Below are 21,813 nucleotides of genomic sequence, written 5' to 3' on the forward strand. Positions count from 1 at the left end.
GAGCGCCTCCATGATCTGGCTGTCCGTGAATCTCGACTTCTTCATTGCGTAGAACTCCCTTAACAAGAAAATTCTACTTCTGTTCCCACCGGTTTTTTGGGGGGATTACCCACTCAGATCTTGATGACAGAGAAATCAGACTTACGAAGCAGGCTGGTGGTTGGGCGACGATGGGATGGTCGGCGCGAATTTGATGAAGAGGCAGTGCACGAGTTGGTGACACTGTGTCTGAAGCTCGGCGTATCGGTCGCGCGCACGGCCATGGATCACGACATCACCCCCAACCAGTTGCGCCGGTGGATTACACGCTATCAGCAACGACAGGTTCCGCACGCGCCTGGGGATACAGAACCGATGGTGATCGACAATGTTGCGATCGACGTTGCCAAGGGAACTGTGAGAAGTCCTTCGAATGTGGGTATCACACCAGCGTTTGTACCTGTTGTCGCTGCGCCGCCTGTGCAGATATCGGCGCCAGCACCAGTGGGTCACTTCTGGCTCTTCCCCACTTTGTGTGAAGTTTGTACTGTGGATTAGCATCGATTCAACACGCGAGTACGAAGCAGTTGGAAGCCGACGCGGCCATACATTTGGCGCTTGAGCAACTTGAGCCGATTGACATGGCCTTCGACGATGCCGTTGCTGTAGGGTGTGAGTCGTGCAGCGTGTACGGCATCGTAGTCATGGCCAATGCCTGCTGCAAACCGCTGCCTTTCTGGTACACCGCTGGCCTGCGCTTGACGCAGCCAGCTTGCCAACGCTTGATGTGCGCGGCGCTTGACCATGTCAGTGAACTCGAGCGACAGCCGCCGGATTGAGGCTATCTGGGGATTGTGCTCGGCGAGTCGTTGAACAAAGCGCTGGGTCACACCTTCCAGATAGCCCAATCCCATTGGCAACATGGGCTGCGTACGCTCCAGTGCCTGGCATTGACTCTTCTCGTCCACACACAGCACGAGCGCATGGGTCGGCGGACTCAGGTACAGCCCGACAATATCGCACACCTTCTCAACGAAGTACGGATCGTTAGACAGCTTGAAGCTTTTTGAGCGGTGCGGCTGCACACCGAACAGCGACAGATACCGGGCCACCGAACTCTTCGAAATCCCGGTCTGCGCAGCAGCAGACCGCACGCTCCAGTGCGTGGCTCCATTCGGTTTCTCATGCAGCACTCTGGCCAGCAGCTCCGCTACCGCTTCGTCGTCGTGCGCGCGCGGTCGGCCTGGGCGGGCTTCATCATGCAGACCGGCAAGCCCATTGGCGACAAACCGCTTTTTCCAATGCGTGATCGCCGGTGACGTCACCTCGCACTGCATCGCAATTTCCTGGTTCGTATGCCCATCAGCGGCCATCAAGACGATCTTGGCTCGACGCACCAGAGAATGAGGCAGCGAACGCGAGCGGCTCATCGACAACAATTGTTTCCTCTCCCGTTCCGAAACCATAACCTCGATTCCCTTGCGCCCCATGATCGTCTCCTGTCCACCATGACTCGATCACCTAAAGCAATGCAAATCTATGTAAAGCTATTTCTGGGACGCGATACTAGTTACCAGTTTAGTTGTATTGAGCTATTGACTTTGTCTTTTTTTTATGCGAATTTCTTGAACACTTCAATGGATAAGGAGCTCCAAGGGATGAGCAACACCACTGCGCAAAATGTAAGAAGCATGACTATATCCGCCATCCCTGGCATCCCTCTGATAAAGACGGGTGATGATCTTGGCCAGATCATTGCTAAGGCACTCAGCGAGAATGGTATCGTTCTATCAGATGGCGATGTGTTGGTGCTTGCTCAAAAGATCGTTTCTAAAGCTGAGGGACGCTGGGTTGCGCTATCTTCTGTCACCCCTTCCAGGCAAGCCATCGACCTGGCACAACAAGTCGGTAAAGATCCACGGCACGTTGAAGTCGTCCTTTCAGAGTCGGACGAAGTGATTGCATACAGTCGGAAAAATGCACTGATTACTGCGCACCGTCTCGGATTCGTTATGGGGGATGCCGGTATTGATCATTCAAATGTGGGTGATGACGGCCTTGTACTCTTACTCCCAAAGGATCCCGATAGCAGCGCACGCCAACTGAAAAAGCAGCTTCATGACCTGTGCGGCGCCGATGTCCGCATCATTATCAACGACAGCTTTGGCAGAGGATGGCGCTGTGGCTCGATAGGCACTACAATCGGTATAGCTGGTTTTTCGCCAATTAAAAATTATATTGGGAAACCCGATCTGTTTGGACGAGTGCTACAGACAAGTCGGGTTGCGGTGGCTGATGAACTCGCAGCAGCAGCTTCTTTTATGATGGGACAAGCCGATGAGGGCGCGCCTGTTGTCATGATCCGAGGTGCAGATCTACCCTCTACTGAGGGAACAACCCAGCAGCTTATTCGTCCCAAAGAAGATGATTTATTTCGCAAAACCTCTTCCACAATAGCAGTGAAATCAGCTTAAGCGTAACAACCCTAATGTTAACGCTCGCCGAGCGAGAAGAAAGATTGCGCGCACGTTGCTAGAAAACGGCTTGGAGCGCGGGACAGTAAGGCGCATGACAGGCTTGTCCGAAGCCGACATGAAACAGATTTGCCACTAATCATCCGGGCCATTCAGGGCTTAGGCCCCTACTTCACGTGCTGACCACCCCAAGCGCGTGCTGCGCTCAAAGCGCGCGCGCTGCAGTTTCCGTTAGAGCAGGCGAAGGCGAATTATTCGGCCGGGCCCAGCCAGTGGAAACAGTGAATTGGGTCCGGTTCAAACAGGGCCAGGATTTCAGCGATGGCGTAATGATCCTGACGCCAGGTGTCCCAGTGTACGGCCCGCTGATGCGCCACCTGGCGCATCTGTCGCCCAAAACGGATGGATGATTGGCAGGGCGGTCGATACCGCCCGGCACGCACGGCTTATGGCTACGCCGCGCTCTCGGCCACCTTGGACAACGCAACGTCTGCCTCGCCCAGCTGAGCATCGCGATCGCGCATCCGGCGGTGCGCGACCCAGTCGCCGCATTCGATGCGCGGACGTCCTACCGTCGAGGCTACATCGACAGGATAGAATTGGCACGACAACAGCTTGCCGTTGAGTTGAACCTGAATCATATTGCGCTGAAACTCGCGTGGATGGTGTGGAAATACCGCCTCGATCTTATCCAGCACCGGTAACAGCGCCTCGTCGATCTCGAACACGTCGCCGTAGACCTCACCGGCCGCCGTATCGGGTACCAAGCCCGGGTACGGGCCGAGGTCGTACAGCGTGCCCTTTACACTACCTCGACCAAGCCAGCGCGGCTGCGCGGTACCGCTTCGTTGGGCGGCGCAGCCAATATCGTTGGCCTCATTCGCGCGCAGTGTTCCATAGACAAAGACGTTCAGCATAATGGTCTCTCTCGCTCAAGTTAGCTTCATGGTGGAGACGAGGACGCCATCCGCATCCTCATGGATTCACTCGCCCAGTCGGGTCGTGACACTAGGGGGCACGACGGCAACGTCCCGTTCGCCGACGCCTCGTTTTGGGCTGCATCATGGGTGCACCGCGCGCAAATGCCGATTTCGCATGCGTCCAACTCGCGTATGTCCGGCAACGCGCCATAGACGAGGCAACCGTTTTTCTCGGCAAGCACGCCGAGGTTGCCGCCGACAAGCGCGCAACGCACGCTGCTGCTGCCGACCACCAGCACCCTTCCGTCGCCTTTTCCTCCAGCGCCGCGTGTGCCAGCGTGTTGTCCTCGGACACCTTCAGCGTCGACGTAGGCTCAGCGAATGTGCTCGTCTGCCCAAAGGCACGCAAGACCGACGTCAACACGCGCAGCGTGCCGGTGGCCAAGTTGTCCTCATAGGCGTCGCACAGATCCGGGGTGGCCAACGTTGCCATCGTATCTCCTGGAATAAGAGCGGCCCGATACCGTTTGCGCGCCATGGGCTTTCACCAGCACGGGCGCACGGCCGGGCCGCTCGCCCAGTAGCATAGTGTGCATGCCATGACGGTGAAGGCCTTCAGGCGGATGAAGCTAAAAAACGGCTGTTCAACGCATAAATCGACCGGCCCGTGCCAGCCCTTGTCCGCGTACGCTATACGCGGCACCCGGCGACCATCATGACACCGCTTATCAGCGATCCAAATCGCTGTAAAACTACGTCATTATTTCATTTTGTTTATGCCGTTGTTAGCGCCATGCTCTCTGTCGACACCCCGGTCCTGACGATGACCGACGTTCCACCGCATCATGCGCCGACTCACGATCATCCGATCCGGGTCCGGTCCCGGCCCATGCCGGCCGGCCATGGTTTTGCGGGCCATACGCATCCGTGGGCGCAACTGGCCTACTCGTCGCGCGGCGTGTTGCGCATGACCAGTATGAGCACCACCTGGGTCGTGCCGCCATCGCGCGCCGTGTATGTACCGCCGAACGTGCCGCACCAGGTTGATGTCATCGAGGACGCGTTCCTGCGCACGATTTATATTGACGAATCCGCGTGTCCGGGGGGACTCAGCGGATGCCGGGTCGTCGAAGTTTCGCCTTTGATGCGCGAGGTGATTGTGGCGCTCGATGCACGCGAGTTGCCCGGGCGGCGCGAAGCGTTGCTGTGCGAGTTACTGCTGGACGAAATGATGCGCTCCCGACCATTGCCGCTTGGCGTGCCGCTGCCGGCCGAGAAACGCCTGCGGGGACTGTGCGAGGCTGTGTTGGCCGATCCCGCGCACGCACAAACGCTCGAAATGGCGGCTGCGCGGGTGGGCGCCAGCGTGCGGACCATTGCGCGGCTGTTCCGGCAGGAGTTAGGCGTGAGTTTTTCGCAATGGCGGCAGCAGGCGGTGTTGGCGCGCGCGATTCCGCTGCTCAGTCAAGGGTATCCACTTGCGCGCGTGGCCCATGCGTTCGGCTATCAGAGCCAAAGTGCTTTCTCGGCGATGTTTCGTCGCGCGTTTGGGCAGAGCCCCCGTGCGTTCTTCACACGGCAGGACGGTGCGTCCAGTGCGCGCGAGGCGCAGCTCTTCGAGCCCGATGAGGTGGCCGGGCCGATCGGCTCGGCCTGGCCGCCGGCACCGTGGCCGACGATTTGAAAGAATAGGCGGCCAGCACTTCACGACCGGATTTGCGCGCCGCGTGCCTTCAGCAGTTCGCGCAGAATGGTGCGGTGGCAACGGCTTTCGTCCTCGCAATAGCAGCCGATCGAGAAGTTTGTCGACTTGGAAAGCGCAGCGAGCACGTCCAGCACCTTGCTGGCGTCACCGCTGTTCATGGCGGCACGAAAGCTACGGGCGAACGCACTCCATTCGGCTTGACCGCGCGCCGATTTCGCCTGCGCCACGCCGTCTGCGTCCGGCGACAGAATCGGCAACCACACGTCGTAGTAGTCGCGTCGAGCGAATTCAGCCTTGGGCACGCCGCGTGGCGGCCTGCGCACCGTGCCAATGCGCAGGCCCTCGTCATCAGCGCGCGGCGAGCCGAGTTGTACGATTCGTATGCTCATCGCTCACTCCTGTTGTGTGGGTGTGTCATCCCACGCGCCATAAACGCGTCAATGGGCCGTGGGCACCGCCCAATGGATCACTATCAGGCACCGCCAGTGAGCGCATGGCCCGCACCGCATCATCCGACACTGGCCCTCGGCAGATGTCCTCCTGCTGCCCAGCCGGATAAGCGCCCACCACCACCAGGTCCTCGCTGGCCGACAGGCAGCAATGACCCGTGCCCGCTGGCAGCACGAGCACGTCACCACGCTCCAGTTGCACCTCGCGTGCGTCGGGGCCGCCCAACTCGACGCTGGCCACGCCCTGCGCGATGCCCAGCGCCTCGTGTGCGCTCGAGTGAAAGTGCCGGACATCGTAGATGCCGTCCCGCCATCGCGGTGGCCAGCCATAGCGGGCAAAGGTCGCTTCAAAACGCGCCGCTAGATCGTACTCATACGGACTGAGACCTGCGCGGTACAGCAGCACCGGCAGGCGGTCGTTGTTCGGTATCCAGTCGTTCGGTGGCAATATAAACGCTTCGGGCGTGGGCACGGGGGCGTACGACACGCTGGGCGGACGCGCCGAGGTCGCGCCGCCGCGACGGGCATGGTTGTCGCCTTCAACGCCTGAGCCGCGCGGCGCGCGGCGCAAGTAGAAAGGACGTGGCATAACGGTGCTCCCTCGAGTCTTCGTCCGATCCGGTTTTCTACTCATCGCACATCGTTTCTACTCATCGCACATCGCCAGCGTGGACGCACGGTTCGTACCAGGTCGCAGCGTCCTAGCCGGCGTAGCCTGCATGAGTGGCCTTGCACGCTGGAGCGCAAAATCTTGCACCCACTGGCACAATCGCCTGCTGGCCCCATCCACATTCGCGTCGCCCGGCACCCATCGCGCCGCGACGAGTACGATGCCGCCTACCATCCAACGCCTATGATGCGCTTCTTTGCATTCCATCGCTTGTGGATTATCACCGCGGTACGCCACGGCGCGGCATCTTGGAACACCCTTGGTTCGTTGCCACGGCCAGCGGCTCGCATCGGCGCTGCTCGGTCGAGCCATGACAACAGGGAGATGGAACGGGCAAGATGAGTGCCGCACAGCCGCATGCGCGCTATTTGCCGTATATCGTTGCGGCAAACTTTTTTATGGAATACCTGGATACCACGGTCATCGCAACCGCGTTGCCGTCAATGGCGCGCACGTTCAGCGTCGGCCCGAATGCACTGAACCTAGGCATGACCACGTACATGCTGGCGCTGGCGGTATTCATTCCGGTCAGCGGCTAGATCGCCGACTGGTTCGGCGCGTCAACAGTCTACGGCGGGGCCAACATCGTCTTCACTGGCACGTCTGTACTGTGTGGCATGTCTGATGGTGCGATGGCATGATGAAGTTGGCTCAAGGCACCAATGACCGATCGCCACAACGCCTGCCACGGCCCGCTAGCGTGGTGGCACGCCGAACAACGCCACGATGCGCTGCTTGAGCATGGGTAGCACTTGATCGGCGAACCACGGATGGCGCTTGAACCATAATTGGTTGCGCGGCGACGGATGCGGCAGCGGCACATACGCGGGAGCGTACTCAGCCCACGCGCGGACCGTCTCGGTCAGCGACGACTGGCACCGTGAGCCGAGGAAATGGCGCTGCGCATAGTGTCCAACTAACAGGGTCAACTCGATCCGTGGCAAGTGGGACAGCAGTGGTTCAAGCCACAATTGCGCACATTCCGGTCGTGGGGGATTATCCCCGCTCGCACCCCGACCCGGGTAGCAGAAGCCCATCGGAATGATCGCGACGCGAGACGTATCGTAGAATTCGTCCTCGGTCATGCCAAGCCAGTCCCGTAACCGCTTGCCGCTGACGTCGTTCCATGGCACCCCGGACGCATGAACTTTTGCTCCCGGCGCCTGGCCGACAATCAATAGACGCGCATCGCGGCTGGCCCTGACCACCGGCCGTGCGCCGGCCGGCAACTGCGCATCGCAGACACGGCATGCGCGCACGTCGCGCAGCAACGTGTCCAGAGACGCATATCGAGGATGGGACCGCAGGAGCTTCATACCGCTTCAAAACACATCAAACCAGTGGGCAGCATACACCCGCGGCAAGCCCGACGCCATCGCCGCGTGCCGGCGATGCGTCATCGTGCCAACACGGCGACCAGTGTGTCACGCAGATATCCGCCGATAGGCTTGTAATGGGGCAATCTATTGTCCGCGACGTGTCCTTCTACTCGGTCAGGGCGGATGAGTTACATCGATGGATTCGTTGTTGTTCCCGTGCCGCATGCAACCGTGAAGCCTACCTCCGGCACGCGAACGCGAACGCCGCGGCAATAGCCATCGCGGCATGGGACACGGACATCAAGGCGGTGATGGGCCACCCCAGACTGTCTCGCAAACACGATTCCATGCCATCCAAAGGCCAACGCATGGTTTACGGCGCATTCAAGAGGAGGGTCAATGAGTGAGCCACCAGGTACGTATGTTGCAGCGTTCGTTACGACACTCGTCCAGGAAAACCCGCGATGAAACGACACGTTGTTGACGTGCTATTCACCACGTTAATGGCCGCGCTGGCCACTGTCATCAAAAGAGGTAAGCACGCCGACAATTCCGAGGTCGCGCCCGGCGGTACGAACGGCACGGTCGCGCTGGCGTCCGGGGCGAGCCAATAGTCCACAGTTGTCGCGGTTGGCAGCGCGCACGCCGGGCCACCGCGGCCTGCCCGCCATCATTGGATTGACGAGCGCCACGGCGGCCGCTCGGCCGTTATATGCCGGCGTCACCCTTGTACGCGCGCGTCCTGTACCCACGGCGCCGCGCACAGATGGGCTGCGATGTCCACAAGCGCGGTATCCGGTATATCGCGAAAGTCCAGTTCGAGTATATCCATGGTGCGTTCGCGGTTGCAGCGAATCCGGCTCCGCATGACATAGCCGGCATAGGCGCCTAACGCTGCCCACACTGCAATGATCCGCAACTCGCCTGTTGATGCGCTTACTATGAGCCGTACCGTGACGGGCTGAGCCGCACGCGCGTGGCGACTACCCTGCCAGGCCGCTTCGCGCAGCGTGGCGGCAACCGATGTGCAGGCGTGCTCGACGCCGGTATTTCGTGAATTCAAGCCGTTGTTCATCTCCCTACCTTAGTGGTCCCGGACTGAGGAAAAACTACATCGTCCGGGAAATGAAGTGGCACGGGTGGTGGCTTGGTCTCCACAATCGACACTTTACCCGCCACCCTGCTGCTTTAAAACGCCAATCCGGGCGCCACGGCTCGACGCGACGCGTCGAGCACGCAGACGAACGCAATATCCGTACCGGCTTGCCGCTCGCAGCGCGTGACCCACGACGGACACGCTGTGATCGCCACCTTGCGGCGGCCGCCCTGCGACGTGCGAGTTATGGCATGCAGTGTCCTCCCCTAGACGACAGCGGTTACTGCCGTTCGACCCCATGGCCGAAGACACGATTGCACGTGTCGAGAAACGAGGGTCCACACTCAACGCGTTGGTAACGATGCGCCGGACCGGCTTGGCATGCTAATGCTCGAATGCCTGTATTGTGTCGAATGCAGGCCACCGTCATCGTCGCGGCGCAGGCGCGGCGGCCCGGGGCGCTACTGCGGCGCGGCAGGTCGCTGCGACACAAGCCTGCCCGGGCCATCCGCGGCCTGCCAGCGCGTGCGTCGACGCACAAGATGTTACGCTGATGGGCAGCCAGCATGGCCTGCAGATCGCTGCGCAGTCGTGCGTCGCGGATCGTCGGCAGCAGCGCAGAGAGCCGCCGCACGACCCAGCGTTGGCCGCGATATCAGCCGTGCCATGACCGGCACGGCTGTCAAACCGTTGATCACGGCGCAACGGTTTTGCGAGCTTGACATCCAATATCAGACTATTGCGCTAGGTCAACGGCAATGTTGATCGTATTGGCGAGCAGGACTGTGGTGTACAACACCGGCGCTGAATAATGTCGGCGCAGGTTCGTCGCCAGTCCATGTCCGGTGACCTGCCCCATCCGCGCGTAAACCCATTGAATTGCCGCCATGAGCGGATAGGTTAGCAATAATGTCCACAGCAACGCGAAACCCAATGGAGCCCCTGCCTGCAAGTACGTTCCAATTCCACTCGGATCGTCATCAGCGGCGCCTGTGACTCAGCCCGGGCCAAGACGGCGCACCCATGGGCCCCGCTTCTCGTCAGCCGGCGACGACTCGGAGATCGGTTACCTCACTGGCTCCCCCACCTCGCGTTAGACGACGGTCGCAGACACTGTCGCGTGCCGGCAGCGATGAGAAAGCAGTTTTCGCGCCGATATGGAGTTTCACGCCGTTAGCGATGGTGACGGGCTGCGCGTTGGTGGGCCAGGCCAACAGCGTCGAGCGCCCTATGTGCGCTCGACGCCGCTGTCGCCGCGCTTCAAAGCATCACGGATCTCGCGCAGCAGTAGAATATCCTCGGATGGCGGCGCAGGAGCGGCAGGCGTCTGCTCAGCCTTATACACGTCCAGCCTGCGCAACTCGTTCACCGCCTTGACGAGCAAAAAGACGATCACCGCCAGGATCAGAAAATTCAATACCACTGTAATGAAGGCCCCGTAGCCAAACACCGCAACGCCTGCCGCCTGCAAATCTTTGTACGAATCGGGATTGCCTCTGAACGTAGCAGGAACGTGTCCGATACGGATGAACTTGTTTGAAAAGTCCAGCCCACCCGTGACGGCACCGATGACTGGCATGATCAAGTCCTTAACCACCGAATTGACAATCGTCGAGAATGCGCCGCCGATGATCACACCAACGGCCAGGTCCATCACATTACCTTTGATCGCGAACTGCTTGAATTCTTGGATGAGTTGAGCCATCTCATGCTCCGGAAAAATATCCCGGGCGCTTAAGCGATCCGCGTGCCCGGCTCGGTCGATTCGCGTCAGTGAATCAACGACCCATGGAAAGCTCGCTGTGTCCGAGTTATCCGCGCCGAAACTCAGCTCGTCGATGGACAAGACCTGCCGCCAACCGGCCCTCGAAATCTCGCAGGATTCTGCCAGCGATAGGCTACTGGAAAAATTGGGTGTCGTTGCGCAACAAGATAGGGACGATGCTAAACAAGCGATGGGTCGATCTGAAGCACACGGCCAAGGTTGCACTCGGACCCGGGCTGGCAGTATCTCGGCCAGGCCAGTTTCTTGCGTTCAGTTTGTCAAACACGATCGATTTGCGTCCCTGCAGGGCAAGGGGCAATACAAAATTCTGCTCAAGGAGCCAAGCCATGGCTATGCCGCCTATTGCTGGTCGCTTGACTCGGCAGTTTCTTCGTCAAGCATTTCTTTTCCGTTTACGAGGGTTCTGTGTCTCTGCGTGTTGGCAACGGCTGATGAAGCGACATATTGGTATTATCCCAGTGCCAGCGTATGGGCTCATCCTCGCATGCTTAAGTGCACTTATTGCGCTTGAGAAGCTACCGAGCGAATTGCCAGTGCTCATCGCCGTGCTTGCAGTTGTCGGGTTCACTTGCTTTGAAATCGGCGCCCGAATGCCCGTGCTGCGTCACATGGGTGGCCCGGTGATCGTGACACTATTATTGCCCTCTTGTTTGACCCATCATCAATGGTTGCCAAAAAACTTAATTATTTCAATCCGCGAACTGTGGGCGGCAACGAATATCCTCTATCTATTTTGCATCCTCGTGATCGCGGGCTGCCTACTGGGTATGGATCGGCAAGTATTGATCAAAGGCATTGTGCGATTTTGCGTCCCCGTTGTAGCCGGTTCAGTGACTGCTGCATTGGCTGGCACCGCAACGGGCGTTGCATTCGGCTTAAGTGCGCACGATACATTCTTTTTCATTGTTGTACCTATTATGGCCGGTGGCATCGGCGAAGGTGCGATTCCACTTACAATCGGCTATGCCGCGTTATTACAACAACCACAAGGCCAATTGTTCGCGCAAGTGGTGCCGGCGATCGTACTCGGTAATTTAGGGGCCATCGCTGGTGCCGCAATACTGCATCGAGTGAGCCGAAGTTGGCCCCAAAACACCCAGGTTTGGCTAACGACGGCGGGTAACACTACACTGTTATGCCGCAAGTCTGTTCCCATTGAGCACATTGCAGCGGCCGCAACGATTGCCATCAGCTTGTATTTTGCTGGCCTGGTTATCCAACATTTCACGGGCTTGCCCGCACCGATCGGCATGCTAGGGTTCGCCGTTTTGATTAAGCTAGTCGGTGCTGTGCCGTCTCACCTCGAACATGGCGCGCACTGGAATTATCGTTTTTTCGCATGCGCGGTGTCTTATCCACTGCTATGTGGTGTTGGCATCACATTGATGCCATGGGATGCAGTCATTGTCGCTCTGAGTCCCGTGCACCTTGTCACAGCACTTGTCACGGTGCTTGTCCTGATGACAACCGGCTTTCTCATCGGACGTTGGACGGGGCTGCCGGCGATTGAAAGCGCGTTGATCAACGCATGTCATAGTGGCATGGGTAGTGTCGGGGATTTGGCAATTCTCACCGCGGCCAACCGTCTGCCATTGATGCCGTTTGCGCAACTTGCCACTCGTATCGGTGGAGCGCTGACAGTGGTGGTAGCGCTGTTATTGTTGGACCAATGTGTTTGATGCGCAAAACGAACACATTTTGTCTACGCCAGCGACCTAAAATAAATACTAAACAATTTATATAGAGACCAATTAAATTATATTTAATAATGATGTGCGATTTCGATTATGCAATATCATTCGCAAGCGCGGACCGCGCAGCCGCATGTGCGGCCGGTGACGAAGATTCCGTGGAAGGAGTACCGACATGCAACATCTTTGAGTTACGTTATGCAGATGTCGCCTTTGCTATGAGCAACGCTTAGACGCAGAGCCGGATGTGCCAAAGAGTGCAAGTCCGGTTCGAGGAGGAGAGGCAAGCAAATAGCTTGACTGCGCCCTTCTCTTACTCCACTCTCGAACCAACGCCATTGCCCTGCATTCATCCGCCAACGCAGGCCTGCTTGAAAACAGGACAAAATCACTTGATGATTCGAATAGCAGAAAGTGCTTAACTAATCGGCACCGGTTTTGTTGGTGTGTCCAATGTATCTGTTGCAATGCAGCTACCGCAGCAATAGGACATCGACATGTTGCTGCATCGGCCTGAAGTAGCGTCGAGGGTGAATTTCTCTGCGCGAATGCTATCGTAGTCGATCTGTGCCTTTTTGAATCCCTACCATGCCCGTTTTTTTCCGCCCGCCACTTTGCCAACCCGCCCGTCGGCTTGCCTGGGTTGCAATCGTATTCGCAGTGATGGTAGCCGCGTTATTTTTCGCCGTGCGAGTGAGCGCGGCGCCCACCCCCGCTCCTAGTGCTGCTGCGTCACCGTCATCTGGCACGTCAGCCTCGCCAGCGAGCAACGCCGTAGTCGCGCTCACACCGGAGCAGGCGCGTGCCGCTCTGCAAGTATTGAACGATCCTCGGCGCCGCGCGCAGTTCGAAGACACGCTGCGGGCAATCGCCGCGGCGGGCACGCTGGCAAGCCCGGCCGCGCCGCCCTCTGCCGTAGCCGCGAGCGTGCCGTCGGCCGCTAGTGGACCCGCTGGGCCGTTGGCCAAGGCACTCGACACGGATGGACTGGTGACACAGTTATCGCGACACATCGCACAGTCCGCTTCCACTTTCGGGCAGCGCGTGCGCCTGTCGAGTTCGGCATTGCTCGACTTTCCATCCGTGCGTCAATGGTGGGCGTGGCATTTATCTAGCCCACAGGGCAGGCATGCGTTGCTAGGGCTATTGGAACTGCTGCTTGCCGCGCTAGTGCCGTCACTGATGCTCGAAATGCTGGTGCGACGAGCAGTGCGGCGCTCACGCAGCGCACTGACGGCTCATCACGCCACACCGCATGAACCGCCTACCCCATCGCCTCAAAGTGGCACCCGGCCCAGCGACGCAGGCTCGCCGCGAGCGTGCGCGTCGCATGCGGCACATCATTGGAGTCGCCTGCAAGTGCTACCCCGCGCGCTGGTCCACTTGCTGCTTGGCGCGGTACCGTTGAGCGCGTTTGCGCTGTGTGCGTCCATGCTGCTGTCCGTGTTGGACGATTCCAACACGCAGGCGGCGAGCGCGGTGGGCGCGGTCGTTGACGCGTACGTGATTGGGCGGGCGGTGTTGCTCGCATGCGCATTTCTCTTTGCGCCCAACGCGCCACACCTGCGGCTACTTCCTTTGCGGGATCGCTGGGCGTCGTTTGCACAACGCTGGATGACTCGGATGGTCGTCATCGCAGGGGTCGGCGGAGCATTAGCGGGTGCGGCTGGCCGGCTCGGCATGACGCCGGAGGCGCAGTTGGCACTCGTCAAACTAGTCGCGCTAGCGGTACACATCATGGCGGCGACCGCGATCCTGCAATGCCGGGTGCCGGTGGCACGCACGATCCGTGGCTATTTCACGAAACGGCCAACGCTCGCCTACCTGGGCCACTGGCTGGCAGACATCTGGGCAGGCTCGACGGTATTCGTGATCCTCGCGCTGTGGCTGGTCTGGGCGCTCGACGTGCGCAACGGCTACGAGCGGGTGTTGCACCTGGGCGGGCTGTCACTCGCCGCGCTGCTCGCCGCGCGCGTTGTCGCTATTGTCGCGTTCGGCGCACTCGGACGCGTGTTTGGACACGACTTGGATGACAGCACTTCCAGCGTCGGACGTCGGCGTGCATACCGCTATTATCCGCTGCTGCGTCAAGTCTTGTCCGTGGTGATCGGCGTAGCCACTTTGTTGGTGCTGCTATCGATATGGGGGCTGCACGTCGGCACGTTTCTTGTCTACAATCCGATCGGCAACCGGCTTGGCTCGGCGCTGGTAACAATCGCGATCGCGGCGCTGGTCGCAGTGTTGGTCTGGGAGATCGCGAACGTGGGAGCCGAGCGTCGGCTCGAGCGGTGGACCACGGCTGGTGACGTGATCCGGGCGGCGCGGCTGCGCACGCTATTGCCGATGCTGCGTACCACGCTGTTCATTGCGATCCTAATAATTGTCGGGCTCACCGCGCTGAGCCAAATCGGCGTCAACACGGGCCCCCTGCTGGCCGGCGCGAGCATCTTCGGCGTCGCGCTCGGCTTCGGCTCGCAAAAGCTGGTGCAAGACTTCATCACCGGCATTTTCCTATTGCTGGAAAACGCAATGCAGGTTGGCGACTGGGTGACGGTCGCGGGCGTATCGGGCTCTGTCGAGTATTTATCGATTCGCACTGTCCGTTTGCGCGGCGGCGACGGCTCGCTGCACACGGTACCATTCAGCTCTGTCACGACGGTCAACAACACCCATCGCGGCATCGGCAACGCCGCGGTGAAGGTGGTGATCGCAGCAGGGGCAGACGTCCAGTATGCGATCCAGACGCTGGTCGAAATCGGCGCCGAGTTGCGCAGCGATGACAAGTTCAAGGATGGCATCTTATCCGACTTCAGCTTCTGGGGCGTCGACCAGATTGATGGCGCGAGCATTACGCTGGTCGGTCAGATCGCGTGCCGCGATACCCGTCGCTGGCCGGTTCAGCGTGAATTCAACCGGCGCATTTTGGATCGTTTCACGGAACGGGGCATCGAGTTGGCCAATCCACAGCGCAACTTCGTCATCGATGCGCGCGCGACGGCCACGCAGCCGAACGGGCCGGACGCGAGCACGTCCTCGAACCGGTAGGATGCCGTCGAAGGGTGGACTGAACGCTAGACGCGCGTCCTGGTGCGCCGATCAGGTGCCCGGCTTCGTGTGTCGTCGGCGCGTACTGCTTGGCCCGACGGCCGCGTCTGAATTGAACCGTTTTGTCGTACGGCTCGCGCTGCCAGCGTTGCTGTTCAACATCACCGCCCATTCGGACTGGGCGCAGCTGGCCAATCCGGCGCTGGTCGCCACGTTCTCTGTCAGCTGCGCCGCGGTGTTCGCCGTTGTGTTGGCTGCGCGGTTGATGGCGGGGCGGCCGTTGGCAAACGCCAGCGTCGATGCAATCGCCGCATCGTATCCGAACACCGGCTATCTCGGCTTCCCCGTTGCCCTGCTCGCGTTCGGCCATGCTGGCGTTGCGCCGACCACGATCGCCACGGTCATCGTCACCTGCGTACTGTTTACCGTTGCAATCGTGCTGGTGGAAATCGGCATGCAAAATAAACGCGCGCCGTGCAAGCTCGCAGCGAAGGTGGCGTGGTCACTCGTGAAAAATCCGCTAGCCATGGCACCCGTCGTCGGCGCGCTCGTCTCCGGCGCCGCGATCGCGCTGCCGCCCGGCCTGACCGCGTTCACGAAACTGCTAGGCGGCGCGGCCAGTCCATGCGCACTCATGAGCCTCGGGTTGTTCCTGGCCGAGCCCCGGCCGGCGGCCGGAACGACCTGCGCGGCGCTCGTGTTCACCGGTGCCAAGCTGCTCGTGCAGCCGATGCTTACATGGTGGCTGGCAGTCCACGTGTTCGCCCTCGCCACGCCGCTGGCCGACGTCGCCGTGCTGCTCGCCGCGTTGCCCACCGGTACGGGGCCGTACAAGCTAGCCGAGTTTTACCGCCGCGAAGCCGCCGTGACAGCGCAGACGATCTTGCTGTCCACGATGGGCTCCCTGGTGTCGCTGTCGCTACTGCTGTACTGGATGCACGCACCGGGCAGCTGACTCGCCATGCGCGATAGCGTCAATACAACTTCCGGGGCGGCAACGAGCGGCGAATCTGCTTGCGCAATCTCGCCACGGCGGCGGCCTTCTTCCGCTTGCGCTCTGCGGTGGGCTTTTCATATGCCGTGCGGGCACGCAACTCTTTGATCAAACCAGTGCTTTCGATCGAACGGCGGAAACGCCGGAGTGCAACCTCGACGGGCTCATTAGGCTTCGGGATAACAGTGGTCAAATCATTCCTTTAAGTTCAATGGGAGAAAAAGGCACCGCACGCCTGTACGAAACCCAAGGCGTCGTATACTCGTGCGAAACATCCGCCAAAGCAAGTAACGGCTGGCCCGCTCACATGTCGATCACCGACGCGCCGTCTACCTTGCCGTCGATGATGTCCTGCCCTTGCTGACAAGCGGCGCGTCGGGCCACGCCGAAATCAGCAAACGCATGTTCCTGGTCCATCTTAAACACGCGGCCCGCGCCCACGACGCCGTCTGTTCCCAGACGACAGATGCGCACAGCAACATCATAACCTTCGGCATAGCGCAGGTGACCGTCGAAACGGCTGAATTGGCGCGCGAAAACAAGCGGACGAAGCTCGAACCCCTTGTATAGAAGTCGCAGCGGTGTCGACATAGTCGCTCCTCGACAGGGGACATCGGCCACTATACACGCAAATCACGGAGCGGGTCCCGATATTCTGGCGCTCTGAGAATATGGGTGAGGGCAACCTCAAATCAGGCCGTTCTAAAGTGGAAATCTCCGGCTCTTTGGGGTGGGCCAAATCGGCCCGGGGCCTGCACTGGCGGGCGAACTCGGCAGGTGTCATCCACTGCAGTGCACAGTGGGAACGCATCTCATTATAGTACTGACGCCAAGTCTCGATTTTGCGCTTGGCGTCCTCGAGCGATAAGAACCCATGCGCGTTGAGGCATTCCTCACGCAAGCGCCCGTTGAACGACTCGTTCTTCGCATTATCGGTTAGCTTGCCAGGGCGAGAGAAATCGATCTCAACGCCTCTCTCATACGCCCACTTGTCGAGCACCTTGGAGATAAATTCGCTGCCATTATCCGCCTTGATAAAGCGTGGTAACGGCCGACCCGCAGCGATGCGATCCAGCGCCGCCACGACGTCTTCACCACGCAGCGTGGCACCTACCTCGATGGCCAAGCATTCGCGCGTATCATTGTCAACAATTTTCAGCGTACGCAAACGCCGACCGTCAAACAGTGCGTCAGCGACTAATGGTATTGTCCACCCGCTTCTTCTATCGTAGTGGTACATTGCTCAAATAGAGGTAGCCATGAACGCGACTACACTGGGTATCGACCTCGGTAAGCGCTGGTTTCATGTTGTTGGATGCGACGCATCGGGACATACTGTCTTGCGCGAAAAACTCAATCGCAATCAGTTTCTGCAATTCATGGCCCAGCATGCGGCCTGCCTGGTAGGAATCGAGACATGCTGTGGCTCTCAGTATCTGGCCCGTAAATTTCAAAGCTTCGGGCATAACGTTAAGCTTCTACCCGCCCAATACGTCAAACCATTAATCAAGTCACAGAAGAACGACTTCAATGATGCACAGGCGATTGCCGAAGCAGTCAGTTTGCCAACGATGCGCTTTGTGCCAATCAAGACGGAAGACCAGATGGACGTTCAGGCCCTGCATCGCGCCCGGGAGCGGATGCTACAGCAACGCCTTGCGCTGACCAATCAGATTCGCGGGCTGCTACTGGACAGAGGTGCCAAGCGCATTTGAAATTTGGCTCTTCCCCACTTTGTGTGAAGTTTCACGTCACAAGTCAGCACCGATTCAACACGCGAGTACGAAGCAGTTGGAAGCCGGCGTGGCCATAGATTTGGCGCTTAAGCAACTTGAGCCGATTGACATGGCCTTCGACGATGCCATTGCTGTAGGGTGTGAGCAGTGCAGCATGTACGGCATCGTAGTCGTGGCCAATGCCCGCTGCAAACCGCTGCATTTCTGGTACAGCGCTTGACGCAGCCAGCTTGCCAACGCTTGATGTGCGCGGCGCTTGACCCTGTCAGTGAACTCGCGCGACAGCCGCCGGATTGTGGCTATCTGGGGATTGTGCTCGCCGAGTCGTTGAACAAAGCGCTGGACGTGCCGCTTATCGTCGTCGGTGAGCACGGCCGTGCCCCGACACATTAATACGGCAGTACGCAGCTGCTGCTGCGTGATTGCACAGGCTTGTCGCCAAGGTTGAAGGGCTTGGCGTACGATGCCGCAACCGCCGTTAAACCCTTGGCCCACGATTTCCCAATACAACCTCGCCGCGTTTTGGCCGCCTTCACGCCAGCGCTGGGCAAGATATGCTCGATAGGGATCTAACTTGCTGGCTGCGGATGGCCGCTGCGCCCGCTCAGGGAACCCACCGGTGTTGATCCAATGCCGCACCGTACGCCGGTCCAATGCTGTAAGGCGCGCAATTGCCCGGATTGCCATCCCACTTTGATGATGGTGCATGACCGATTCATAGCGTGCGAGCCGCGCTTCGCGCCGCTGCGCTTGTTGCTCCTTTGCGCGCGATGTGGTTGCCACGCAGGGTGGATTCGATTCGATCGCTGGCAATGTGGCACAAGCGTGCTCGTGATCGAGCGAGCGTGCAACTTCGCGGATAGGCCGCTGGCAGCGGCTCAGCGCGCGCTCAATGGTATCGCCAAGATGCTTCAATAGATGCCATCGGTCGGCCACTTGTATGGCTTGCGGCGCGCCACGGGTGATGCCTTCGGCGTCAATACCAGCGCGATCGCGCGATACGATGCGGATTGCACGGTTCCGTGTTAGCCAGTTCGCCACCGATGTTGCATCACGATTGGGCAACAGATCCAATGGGCGCCGTTGCTCGAGATCGACCAGTAGGGTGCCATAGCGATGACCACGTTTAAATGCCCAGTCATCGACGCCCACTATGGTAGGGTTGGATGTCGTCGCGACGTGCTTTTGGCCGTTGCGTTTGGGCAAACGAAGCATCGTTTCACCGCTGATCGAAATGCCAGCCGCTGCGCCAGGCGAGCACCCGCGGCACCACTGAGCGCCAAGCCCACATGCCACAGCACCGTCTGTGCTCGGACTGTGCGGCGCTGCTGACGCGCGCCGCATTGCGCAAAGCATTGGGCGAATGTTTGCCGGCAACACAGCGTGTTATCGCAACGAAAGCGCCGCACATGGATTTCCAGCGTGACGCGATGGCCGCTACACGGCAGGTCCTCAACGCGTCGTCGGTACCAGCCGTGTATCCGGGAGCTTGTCGCTCCACACGCCGTGCAATGCGCAACGAACCCTTTAGGTTTCAGTGCAACGATGAGCCGATGGCCGATCATCTCCCATCCGAGAATGCGCATGTCGGCAGCGGGTAACAGGCGTTGAAGGAAGGAAAAATCCATGCCGATTATCCGAGTGATGCGCTACCGGCTTGATCCTCATTGTCACCTGCAGGTTCACACAAAGTGGGAAAAAGCCATTTTTACATCGGCGCTAACAAATAGCGCAACCAGCACCAGGCCATCTCGACGAGCTGGGTTCGCACTCGCCTATTTCCCTGCTTGCTGATCCCCTGATCAATCCGGCTCTGTCCGCTATCGTAGAGCTGCGGGCCCAAGCCTACGCAGGCGCCCAGTTGCCGCCGGTTACTAAACTCGCGCCAGAACAACTCAAGCATCAGACGCGATGCCCCGAGGATAAGTCAGTATGACTTTCCGTGAGACAGTGGCTGGCCTAGCGTGGAGCATTCAACGCGGGTTAGCATGACTGCCAGAGCCGCATGGGTGGGCATGGGCCACACCCCGGCAACTTTCCCACGGAGGCCAGCATGGACAACGATAGCACGCTATACGTTGGTTTGGACGTGCACAAGGAATCGATCACAGTCGCCTATGCCATCAACGGGGGCGAAGTCGAATCGATGGGCAAGATTGGAACGACGCCGACGGACATCGCTCGCCTATGCAAACGGCTGCAGTCGAAAGCACAGCAGGTGCGCGCCGTGTACGAAGCGGGCCCTTGTGGTTACGGCCTGTATCGGCGTCTGAGCAAGCAAGGTTTCGACTGCATGGTATGCGCGCCGTCATTGATTCCGCGCAAGCCCGGGGAACGCGTGAAGACGGATCGGCGTGATTCGATCAAGTTGGTGCGTTCTCTGCGCGCTGGAGACTTGTCGGCAGTCTACGTGCCGAGCATTGAAGACGAGGCGTTCAGAGATCTGGCTCGAGCCTGGGCATCTGCCAGAGGTGATTTACGGCAAGCTCGGCAGCGACTGAAGTCATTTTTGCTGTCCCACGGGGTGCATTACATTGGGCGAGCAGACTGGGGAGCGGCACACCGGTGCTGGCTGAGTAAGTATTCGTTCGAGGATGCCTGGCGACAACTGGCGTTTGAAGAGCATCGGCGCACGATCGAAGATCGTCTGGCCCAATGTGATCGGCTAGAAGCTGCGCTGCGCGAAGCGGTGACCGAATGGGACTTCTATCCTGCGGTTCTTGCGTTGCAAGCCATGCGTGGTATCCAGTTCATCACGGCTGTGGGGATGCTATCGGAACTGGGAGATCTGTCGCGATTCGAGCATCCGCGTCAGCTGATGGCATGGCTCGGCATCACGCCTTCGGAGCATTCATCTGGAGGGACGCGACGCCAGGGCGGCGTCACCAAGACGGGCAACAGTTATGCAAGAAAGTTGCTGGTAGAGGCCGCCTGGAGCTACCGACATGCGGCGCGTGTGGGCCCGCAAATACAGCAGCGACAGGAAGGTTTGCCAAAGGCCATCATCGATCGGGCGTGGGACGCCCAGGTGCGGTTATGCCGCAAGCATCGCAAGCTGGTGGCCAGAGGCAAAAACGTCAACGTCGCGGCCGTTGCCGTTGCACGGGAGCTGGCTGGGTTTATATGGGATATTGGTCAACTAGCGATGTCGCTTGCATTGCCGCGGCGCACCACACGAGCAGCATAATAGGCTTGGCGTGCTCAACCACAACCTTTGAAGAGTTTCCTGACGGCGGCGTAGCCCGGTACAAGAGCAACCCACGACGATGCTTCGCGACGACACGTAATCGGTCAATTCGCGGCGTAAGAAAGTGGCAGGCTCAGATGACGGACCTCTGTAATGCGGTACCCGACCCGCGGATATCAGCGTGATCCACCGTCGGCCTTACTGCTACGCCGCCCTCAGGAAATTCTATGCCTATGCAGAAACGGAAAACCGAACGCTTCACTTGACACGGAAAGTCATATCAGCATCTCACGACGACCGTCGTAGACGGCGGCCAGGGACCGACATCAAAGTAGTGCCCATCATTTTCGATTTGATGGACATCACGGTGACAGAGTCAGAAGCCAATCTGAGTAGCCGCAAGGGACGCCCAAACTATAAACCCGAGTTTTGACGCCGGCTTGCGGCTGCGGCATGTGAGCCTAGTGTGTTGGTTGCGAAGCTGGCGCGGGAGAATGGCATCAATGCACACATGCTGTTCACATGGCGGACTCGAACTGATCGGCCAACTCTACGGCATCGAGGCCGACATCCGTGGCAAACCAGCCGCTGAACGACTGCGCGTGCAGCAGGAGAAAAGTGCCGCGAGTTGTTCTTCGGCAAGTGCCAGGCGGGCCGCTTCGCGTAACAGTCGTTCATGCAACTCGCTGGGCAGCGGCGTGCCATCATGACAAACCAGTTTGCCGCTCGCTAGCCGCTTGGCAAACGTCCTATGATCGAAAC

21 protein-coding genes and 6 pseudogenes are annotated in these 21,813 nt (G+C 59.4%); 10 read left to right on the forward strand and 17 right to left on the reverse strand.

What is annotated here, in order from left to right; genetic code table 11:
* The first annotated feature begins 123 nt into the window (after positions 1–123).
* Positions 124–537 carry a transposase gene (locus KQH60_RS14345; protein WP_237577111.1) on the forward strand — a complete coding sequence of 138 codons (414 nt, stop codon included), beginning with the start codon at positions 124–126 and terminating at the stop codon, positions 535–537.
* Here KQH60_RS14345 and KQH60_RS14885 read toward each other — a convergent pair.
* Positions 534–1,469: an IS630 family transposase gene (locus KQH60_RS14885; RefSeq protein WP_255779171.1), complete on the reverse strand. Its 936-nt coding sequence runs from the start codon at positions 1,467–1,469 to the stop codon at positions 534–536. The genes KQH60_RS14345 and KQH60_RS14885 overlap by 4 nt on opposite strands.
* A 39-nt stretch (positions 1,470–1,508) precedes the next feature.
* Here KQH60_RS14885 and cofE point away from each other — a divergent pair, with 39 nt between their 5' ends.
* Positions 1,509–2,453: a coenzyme F420-0:L-glutamate ligase gene (cofE, locus tag KQH60_RS14360; RefSeq protein ID WP_237577095.1), complete on the forward strand. Its 945-nt coding sequence runs from the start codon at positions 1,509–1,511 to the stop codon at positions 2,451–2,453.
* 452 nt (positions 2,454–2,905) lie between these two features.
* On the opposite strand, the gene KQH60_RS14365 is transcribed toward cofE, so the two are convergent.
* Both KQH60_RS14365 and KQH60_RS14370 read right to left on the reverse strand, forming a co-directional pair.
* Positions 2,906–3,370 carry a gamma-glutamylcyclotransferase gene (locus tag KQH60_RS14365; protein ID WP_237577096.1) on the reverse strand — a complete coding sequence of 155 codons (465 nt, stop codon included), beginning with the start codon at positions 3,368–3,370 and terminating at the stop codon, positions 2,906–2,908.
* A 66-nt stretch (positions 3,371–3,436) separates the two neighbouring features.
* Positions 3,437–3,866, reverse strand: a pseudogene (locus tag KQH60_RS14370) (ribonuclease).
* Between the two features lie 330 nt (positions 3,867–4,196).
* On the opposite strand from KQH60_RS14370, the gene KQH60_RS14375 reads away from it, so the two are divergent.
* Positions 4,197–5,057, forward strand: a complete 861-nt coding sequence (locus KQH60_RS14375; protein WP_237577097.1) for a helix-turn-helix domain-containing protein — start codon at positions 4,197–4,199, stop codon at positions 5,055–5,057.
* Between the two features lie 20 nt (positions 5,058–5,077).
* Here the strand turns inward: KQH60_RS14375 and KQH60_RS14380 are convergent, their stop codons facing one another.
* Entirely contained in the window at positions 5,078–5,467 is a 390-nt protein-coding gene (locus KQH60_RS14380) for a DUF488 domain-containing protein (protein ID WP_237577098.1), read from the reverse strand.
* 25 nt (positions 5,468–5,492) lie between these two features.
* Complete coding sequence (locus KQH60_RS14385) at positions 5,493–6,116, reverse strand: cupin domain-containing protein (protein WP_237577099.1); 624 nt, start codon at positions 6,114–6,116, stop codon at positions 5,493–5,495.
* Positions 6,117–6,535: 419 nt separating this feature from the next.
* Here KQH60_RS14385 and KQH60_RS14390 point away from each other — a divergent pair.
* Positions 6,536–6,826 (forward strand): annotated as a pseudogene (locus KQH60_RS14390) (MFS transporter); the annotation flags it as partial.
* A 66-nt stretch (positions 6,827–6,892) separates the two neighbouring features.
* Here KQH60_RS14390 and KQH60_RS14395 read toward each other — a convergent pair.
* Positions 6,893–7,513: a uracil-DNA glycosylase family protein gene (locus tag KQH60_RS14395; protein WP_237577100.1), complete on the reverse strand. Its 621-nt coding sequence runs from the start codon at positions 7,511–7,513 to the stop codon at positions 6,893–6,895.
* Between the two features lie 467 nt (positions 7,514–7,980).
* On the opposite strand from KQH60_RS14395, the gene KQH60_RS14400 reads away from it, so the two are divergent.
* Entirely contained in the window at positions 7,981–8,130 is a 150-nt protein-coding gene (locus tag KQH60_RS14400; RefSeq protein WP_237577101.1) for a hypothetical protein, read from the forward strand.
* A gap of 107 nt (positions 8,131–8,237) precedes the next feature.
* Here KQH60_RS14400 and KQH60_RS14405 read toward each other — a convergent pair whose 3' ends face one another.
* From KQH60_RS14405 to mscL, 4 genes and pseudogenes are all read right to left on the reverse strand, one after another.
* Entirely contained in the window at positions 8,238–8,591 is a 354-nt protein-coding gene (locus KQH60_RS14405) for a hypothetical protein (RefSeq protein WP_237577102.1), read from the reverse strand.
* Between the two features lie 301 nt (positions 8,592–8,892).
* The gene (locus KQH60_RS15115; protein WP_368669358.1) at positions 8,893–9,246 is read right to left on the reverse strand and encodes a DUF6306 domain-containing protein; all 354 of its coding nucleotides are present in this window, start codon (positions 9,244–9,246) and stop codon (positions 8,893–8,895) included.
* Positions 9,247–9,354: 108 nt separating this feature from the next.
* Positions 9,355–9,675, reverse strand: a pseudogene (locus KQH60_RS14410) (divalent metal cation transporter); the annotation flags it as partial.
* Positions 9,676–9,840: 165 nt separating this feature from the next.
* Positions 9,841–10,317 (reverse strand): large conductance mechanosensitive channel protein MscL, encoded by a 477-nt coding sequence (gene mscL / locus KQH60_RS14415; RefSeq protein ID WP_237577103.1) that lies wholly within the window; start codon positions 10,315–10,317, stop codon positions 9,841–9,843.
* 512 nt (positions 10,318–10,829) lie between these two features.
* On the opposite strand from mscL, the gene KQH60_RS14420 reads away from it, so the two are divergent.
* The 3 genes from KQH60_RS14420 (at position 10,830) to KQH60_RS14430 (ending at position 16,089) form a co-directional block, all read left to right on the forward strand.
* Positions 10,830–12,077, forward strand: coding sequence for a 2-hydroxycarboxylate transporter family protein (locus KQH60_RS14420; protein WP_237577104.1), 1,248 nt, complete (start codon positions 10,830–10,832; stop codon positions 12,075–12,077).
* 600 nt (positions 12,078–12,677) lie between these two features.
* Positions 12,678–15,134, forward strand: a complete 2,457-nt coding sequence (locus KQH60_RS14425; protein WP_237577105.1) for a mechanosensitive ion channel family protein — start codon at positions 12,678–12,680, stop codon at positions 15,132–15,134.
* Position 15,135: 1 nt separating this feature from the next.
* Positions 15,136–16,089 carry an AEC family transporter gene (locus KQH60_RS14430; RefSeq protein ID WP_237577106.1) on the forward strand — a complete coding sequence of 318 codons (954 nt, stop codon included), beginning with the start codon at positions 15,136–15,138 and terminating at the stop codon, positions 16,087–16,089.
* Between the two features lie 19 nt (positions 16,090–16,108).
* Here KQH60_RS14430 and rpsU read toward each other — a convergent pair whose 3' ends face one another.
* The 3 genes and pseudogenes from rpsU to KQH60_RS14445 all read right to left on the reverse strand — a co-directional run.
* Positions 16,109–16,321 (reverse strand): 30S ribosomal protein S21, encoded by a 213-nt coding sequence (gene rpsU / locus KQH60_RS14435; protein ID WP_076794254.1) that lies wholly within the window; start codon positions 16,319–16,321, stop codon positions 16,109–16,111.
* A 110-nt stretch (positions 16,322–16,431) separates the two neighbouring features.
* Positions 16,432–16,719 carry a hypothetical protein gene (locus KQH60_RS14440; protein ID WP_237577107.1) on the reverse strand — a complete coding sequence of 96 codons (288 nt, stop codon included), beginning with the start codon at positions 16,717–16,719 and terminating at the stop codon, positions 16,432–16,434.
* A 169-nt stretch (positions 16,720–16,888) separates the two neighbouring features.
* Positions 16,889–17,341: pseudogene (locus tag KQH60_RS14445) on the reverse strand (integrase core domain-containing protein); the annotation flags it as partial.
* Between the two features lie 46 nt (positions 17,342–17,387).
* Here KQH60_RS14445 and KQH60_RS14450 point away from each other — a divergent pair.
* Complete coding sequence (locus tag KQH60_RS14450) at positions 17,388–17,843, forward strand: IS110 family transposase (protein ID WP_237577108.1); 456 nt, start codon at positions 17,388–17,390, stop codon at positions 17,841–17,843.
* 54 nt (positions 17,844–17,897) lie between these two features.
* Here KQH60_RS14450 and KQH60_RS14455 read toward each other — a convergent pair whose 3' ends face one another.
* From KQH60_RS14455 to KQH60_RS14465, 3 genes and pseudogenes are all read right to left on the reverse strand, one after another.
* Positions 17,898–19,079: a transposase gene (locus KQH60_RS14455; protein ID WP_237577109.1), complete on the reverse strand. Its 1,182-nt coding sequence runs from the start codon at positions 19,077–19,079 to the stop codon at positions 17,898–17,900.
* A complete protein-coding gene (locus tag KQH60_RS14460) occupies positions 19,016–19,492 on the reverse strand; it encodes a transposase family protein (protein WP_368669359.1) in 477 nt (158 codons plus the stop codon). The genes KQH60_RS14455 and KQH60_RS14460 overlap by 64 nt, the downstream gene beginning before the upstream one ends.
* 98 nt (positions 19,493–19,590) lie before the next feature.
* Positions 19,591–19,785, reverse strand: a pseudogene (locus KQH60_RS14465) (transposase); the annotation flags it as partial.
* A gap of 132 nt (positions 19,786–19,917) precedes the next feature.
* Here KQH60_RS14465 and KQH60_RS14470 point away from each other — a divergent pair.
* Positions 19,918–21,051 (forward strand): IS110 family transposase, encoded by a 1,134-nt coding sequence (locus KQH60_RS14470; protein ID WP_237577110.1) that lies wholly within the window; start codon positions 19,918–19,920, stop codon positions 21,049–21,051.
* 616 nt (positions 21,052–21,667) lie between these two features.
* Here the strand turns inward: KQH60_RS14470 and KQH60_RS14480 are convergent.
* Positions 21,668–21,813: pseudogene (locus KQH60_RS14480) on the reverse strand (IS110 family transposase); the annotation flags it as partial.

Source organism: Mycetohabitans sp. B8 (assembly GCF_021991875.1).
Classification (GTDB): domain Bacteria; phylum Pseudomonadota; class Gammaproteobacteria; order Burkholderiales; family Burkholderiaceae; genus Mycetohabitans.

What these genes read in the sequence shown, in the direction of transcription:
- KQH60_RS14345 (WP_237577111.1), top strand. Translation starts at nt 124, where the DNA reads ATGACAGAGAAATCAGACTTACGAAGCAGGCTGGTGGTTGGGCGACGA.
- KQH60_RS14885 (WP_255779171.1), bottom strand. Translation starts at nt 1,469, where the DNA reads ATGGGGCGCAAGGGAATCGAGGTTATGGTTTCGGAACGGGAGAGGAAA.
- cofE (WP_237577095.1), top strand. Translation starts at nt 1,509, where the DNA reads ATGCAAATCTATGTAAAGCTATTTCTGGGACGCGATACTAGTTACCAG.
- KQH60_RS14365 (WP_237577096.1), bottom strand. Translation starts at nt 3,370, where the DNA reads ATGCTGAACGTCTTTGTCTATGGAACACTGCGCGCGAATGAGGCCAAC.
- KQH60_RS14375 (WP_237577097.1), top strand. Translation starts at nt 4,197, where the DNA reads ATGACCGACGTTCCACCGCATCATGCGCCGACTCACGATCATCCGATC.
- KQH60_RS14380 (WP_237577098.1), bottom strand. Translation starts at nt 5,467, where the DNA reads ATGAGCATACGAATCGTACAACTCGGCTCGCCGCGCGCTGATGACGAG.
- KQH60_RS14385 (WP_237577099.1), bottom strand. Translation starts at nt 6,116, where the DNA reads ATGCCACGTCCTTTCTACTTGCGCCGCGCGCCGCGCGGCTCAGGCGTT.
- KQH60_RS14395 (WP_237577100.1), bottom strand. Translation starts at nt 7,513, where the DNA reads ATGAAGCTCCTGCGGTCCCATCCTCGATATGCGTCTCTGGACACGTTG.
- KQH60_RS14400 (WP_237577101.1), top strand. Translation starts at nt 7,981, where the DNA reads ATGAAACGACACGTTGTTGACGTGCTATTCACCACGTTAATGGCCGCG.
- KQH60_RS14405 (WP_237577102.1), bottom strand. Translation starts at nt 8,591, where the DNA reads ATGAACAACGGCTTGAATTCACGAAATACCGGCGTCGAGCACGCCTGC.
- mscL (WP_237577103.1), bottom strand. Translation starts at nt 10,317, where the DNA reads ATGGCTCAACTCATCCAAGAATTCAAGCAGTTCGCGATCAAAGGTAAT.
- KQH60_RS14420 (WP_237577104.1), top strand. Translation starts at nt 10,830, where the DNA reads ATGAAGCGACATATTGGTATTATCCCAGTGCCAGCGTATGGGCTCATC.
- KQH60_RS14425 (WP_237577105.1), top strand. Translation starts at nt 12,678, where the DNA reads ATGCCCGTTTTTTTCCGCCCGCCACTTTGCCAACCCGCCCGTCGGCTT.
- KQH60_RS14430 (WP_237577106.1), top strand. Translation starts at nt 15,136, where the DNA reads ATGCCGTCGAAGGGTGGACTGAACGCTAGACGCGCGTCCTGGTGCGCC.
- KQH60_RS14440 (WP_237577107.1), bottom strand. Translation starts at nt 16,719, where the DNA reads ATGTCGACACCGCTGCGACTTCTATACAAGGGGTTCGAGCTTCGTCCG.
- KQH60_RS14450 (WP_237577108.1), top strand. Translation starts at nt 17,388, where the DNA reads ATGAACGCGACTACACTGGGTATCGACCTCGGTAAGCGCTGGTTTCAT.
- KQH60_RS14455 (WP_237577109.1), bottom strand. Translation starts at nt 19,079, where the DNA reads ATGCTTCGTTTGCCCAAACGCAACGGCCAAAAGCACGTCGCGACGACA.
- KQH60_RS14460 (WP_368669359.1), bottom strand. Translation starts at nt 19,492, where the DNA reads ATGGATTTTTCCTTCCTTCAACGCCTGTTACCCGCTGCCGACATGCGC.
- KQH60_RS14470 (WP_237577110.1), top strand. Translation starts at nt 19,918, where the DNA reads ATGGACAACGATAGCACGCTATACGTTGGTTTGGACGTGCACAAGGAA.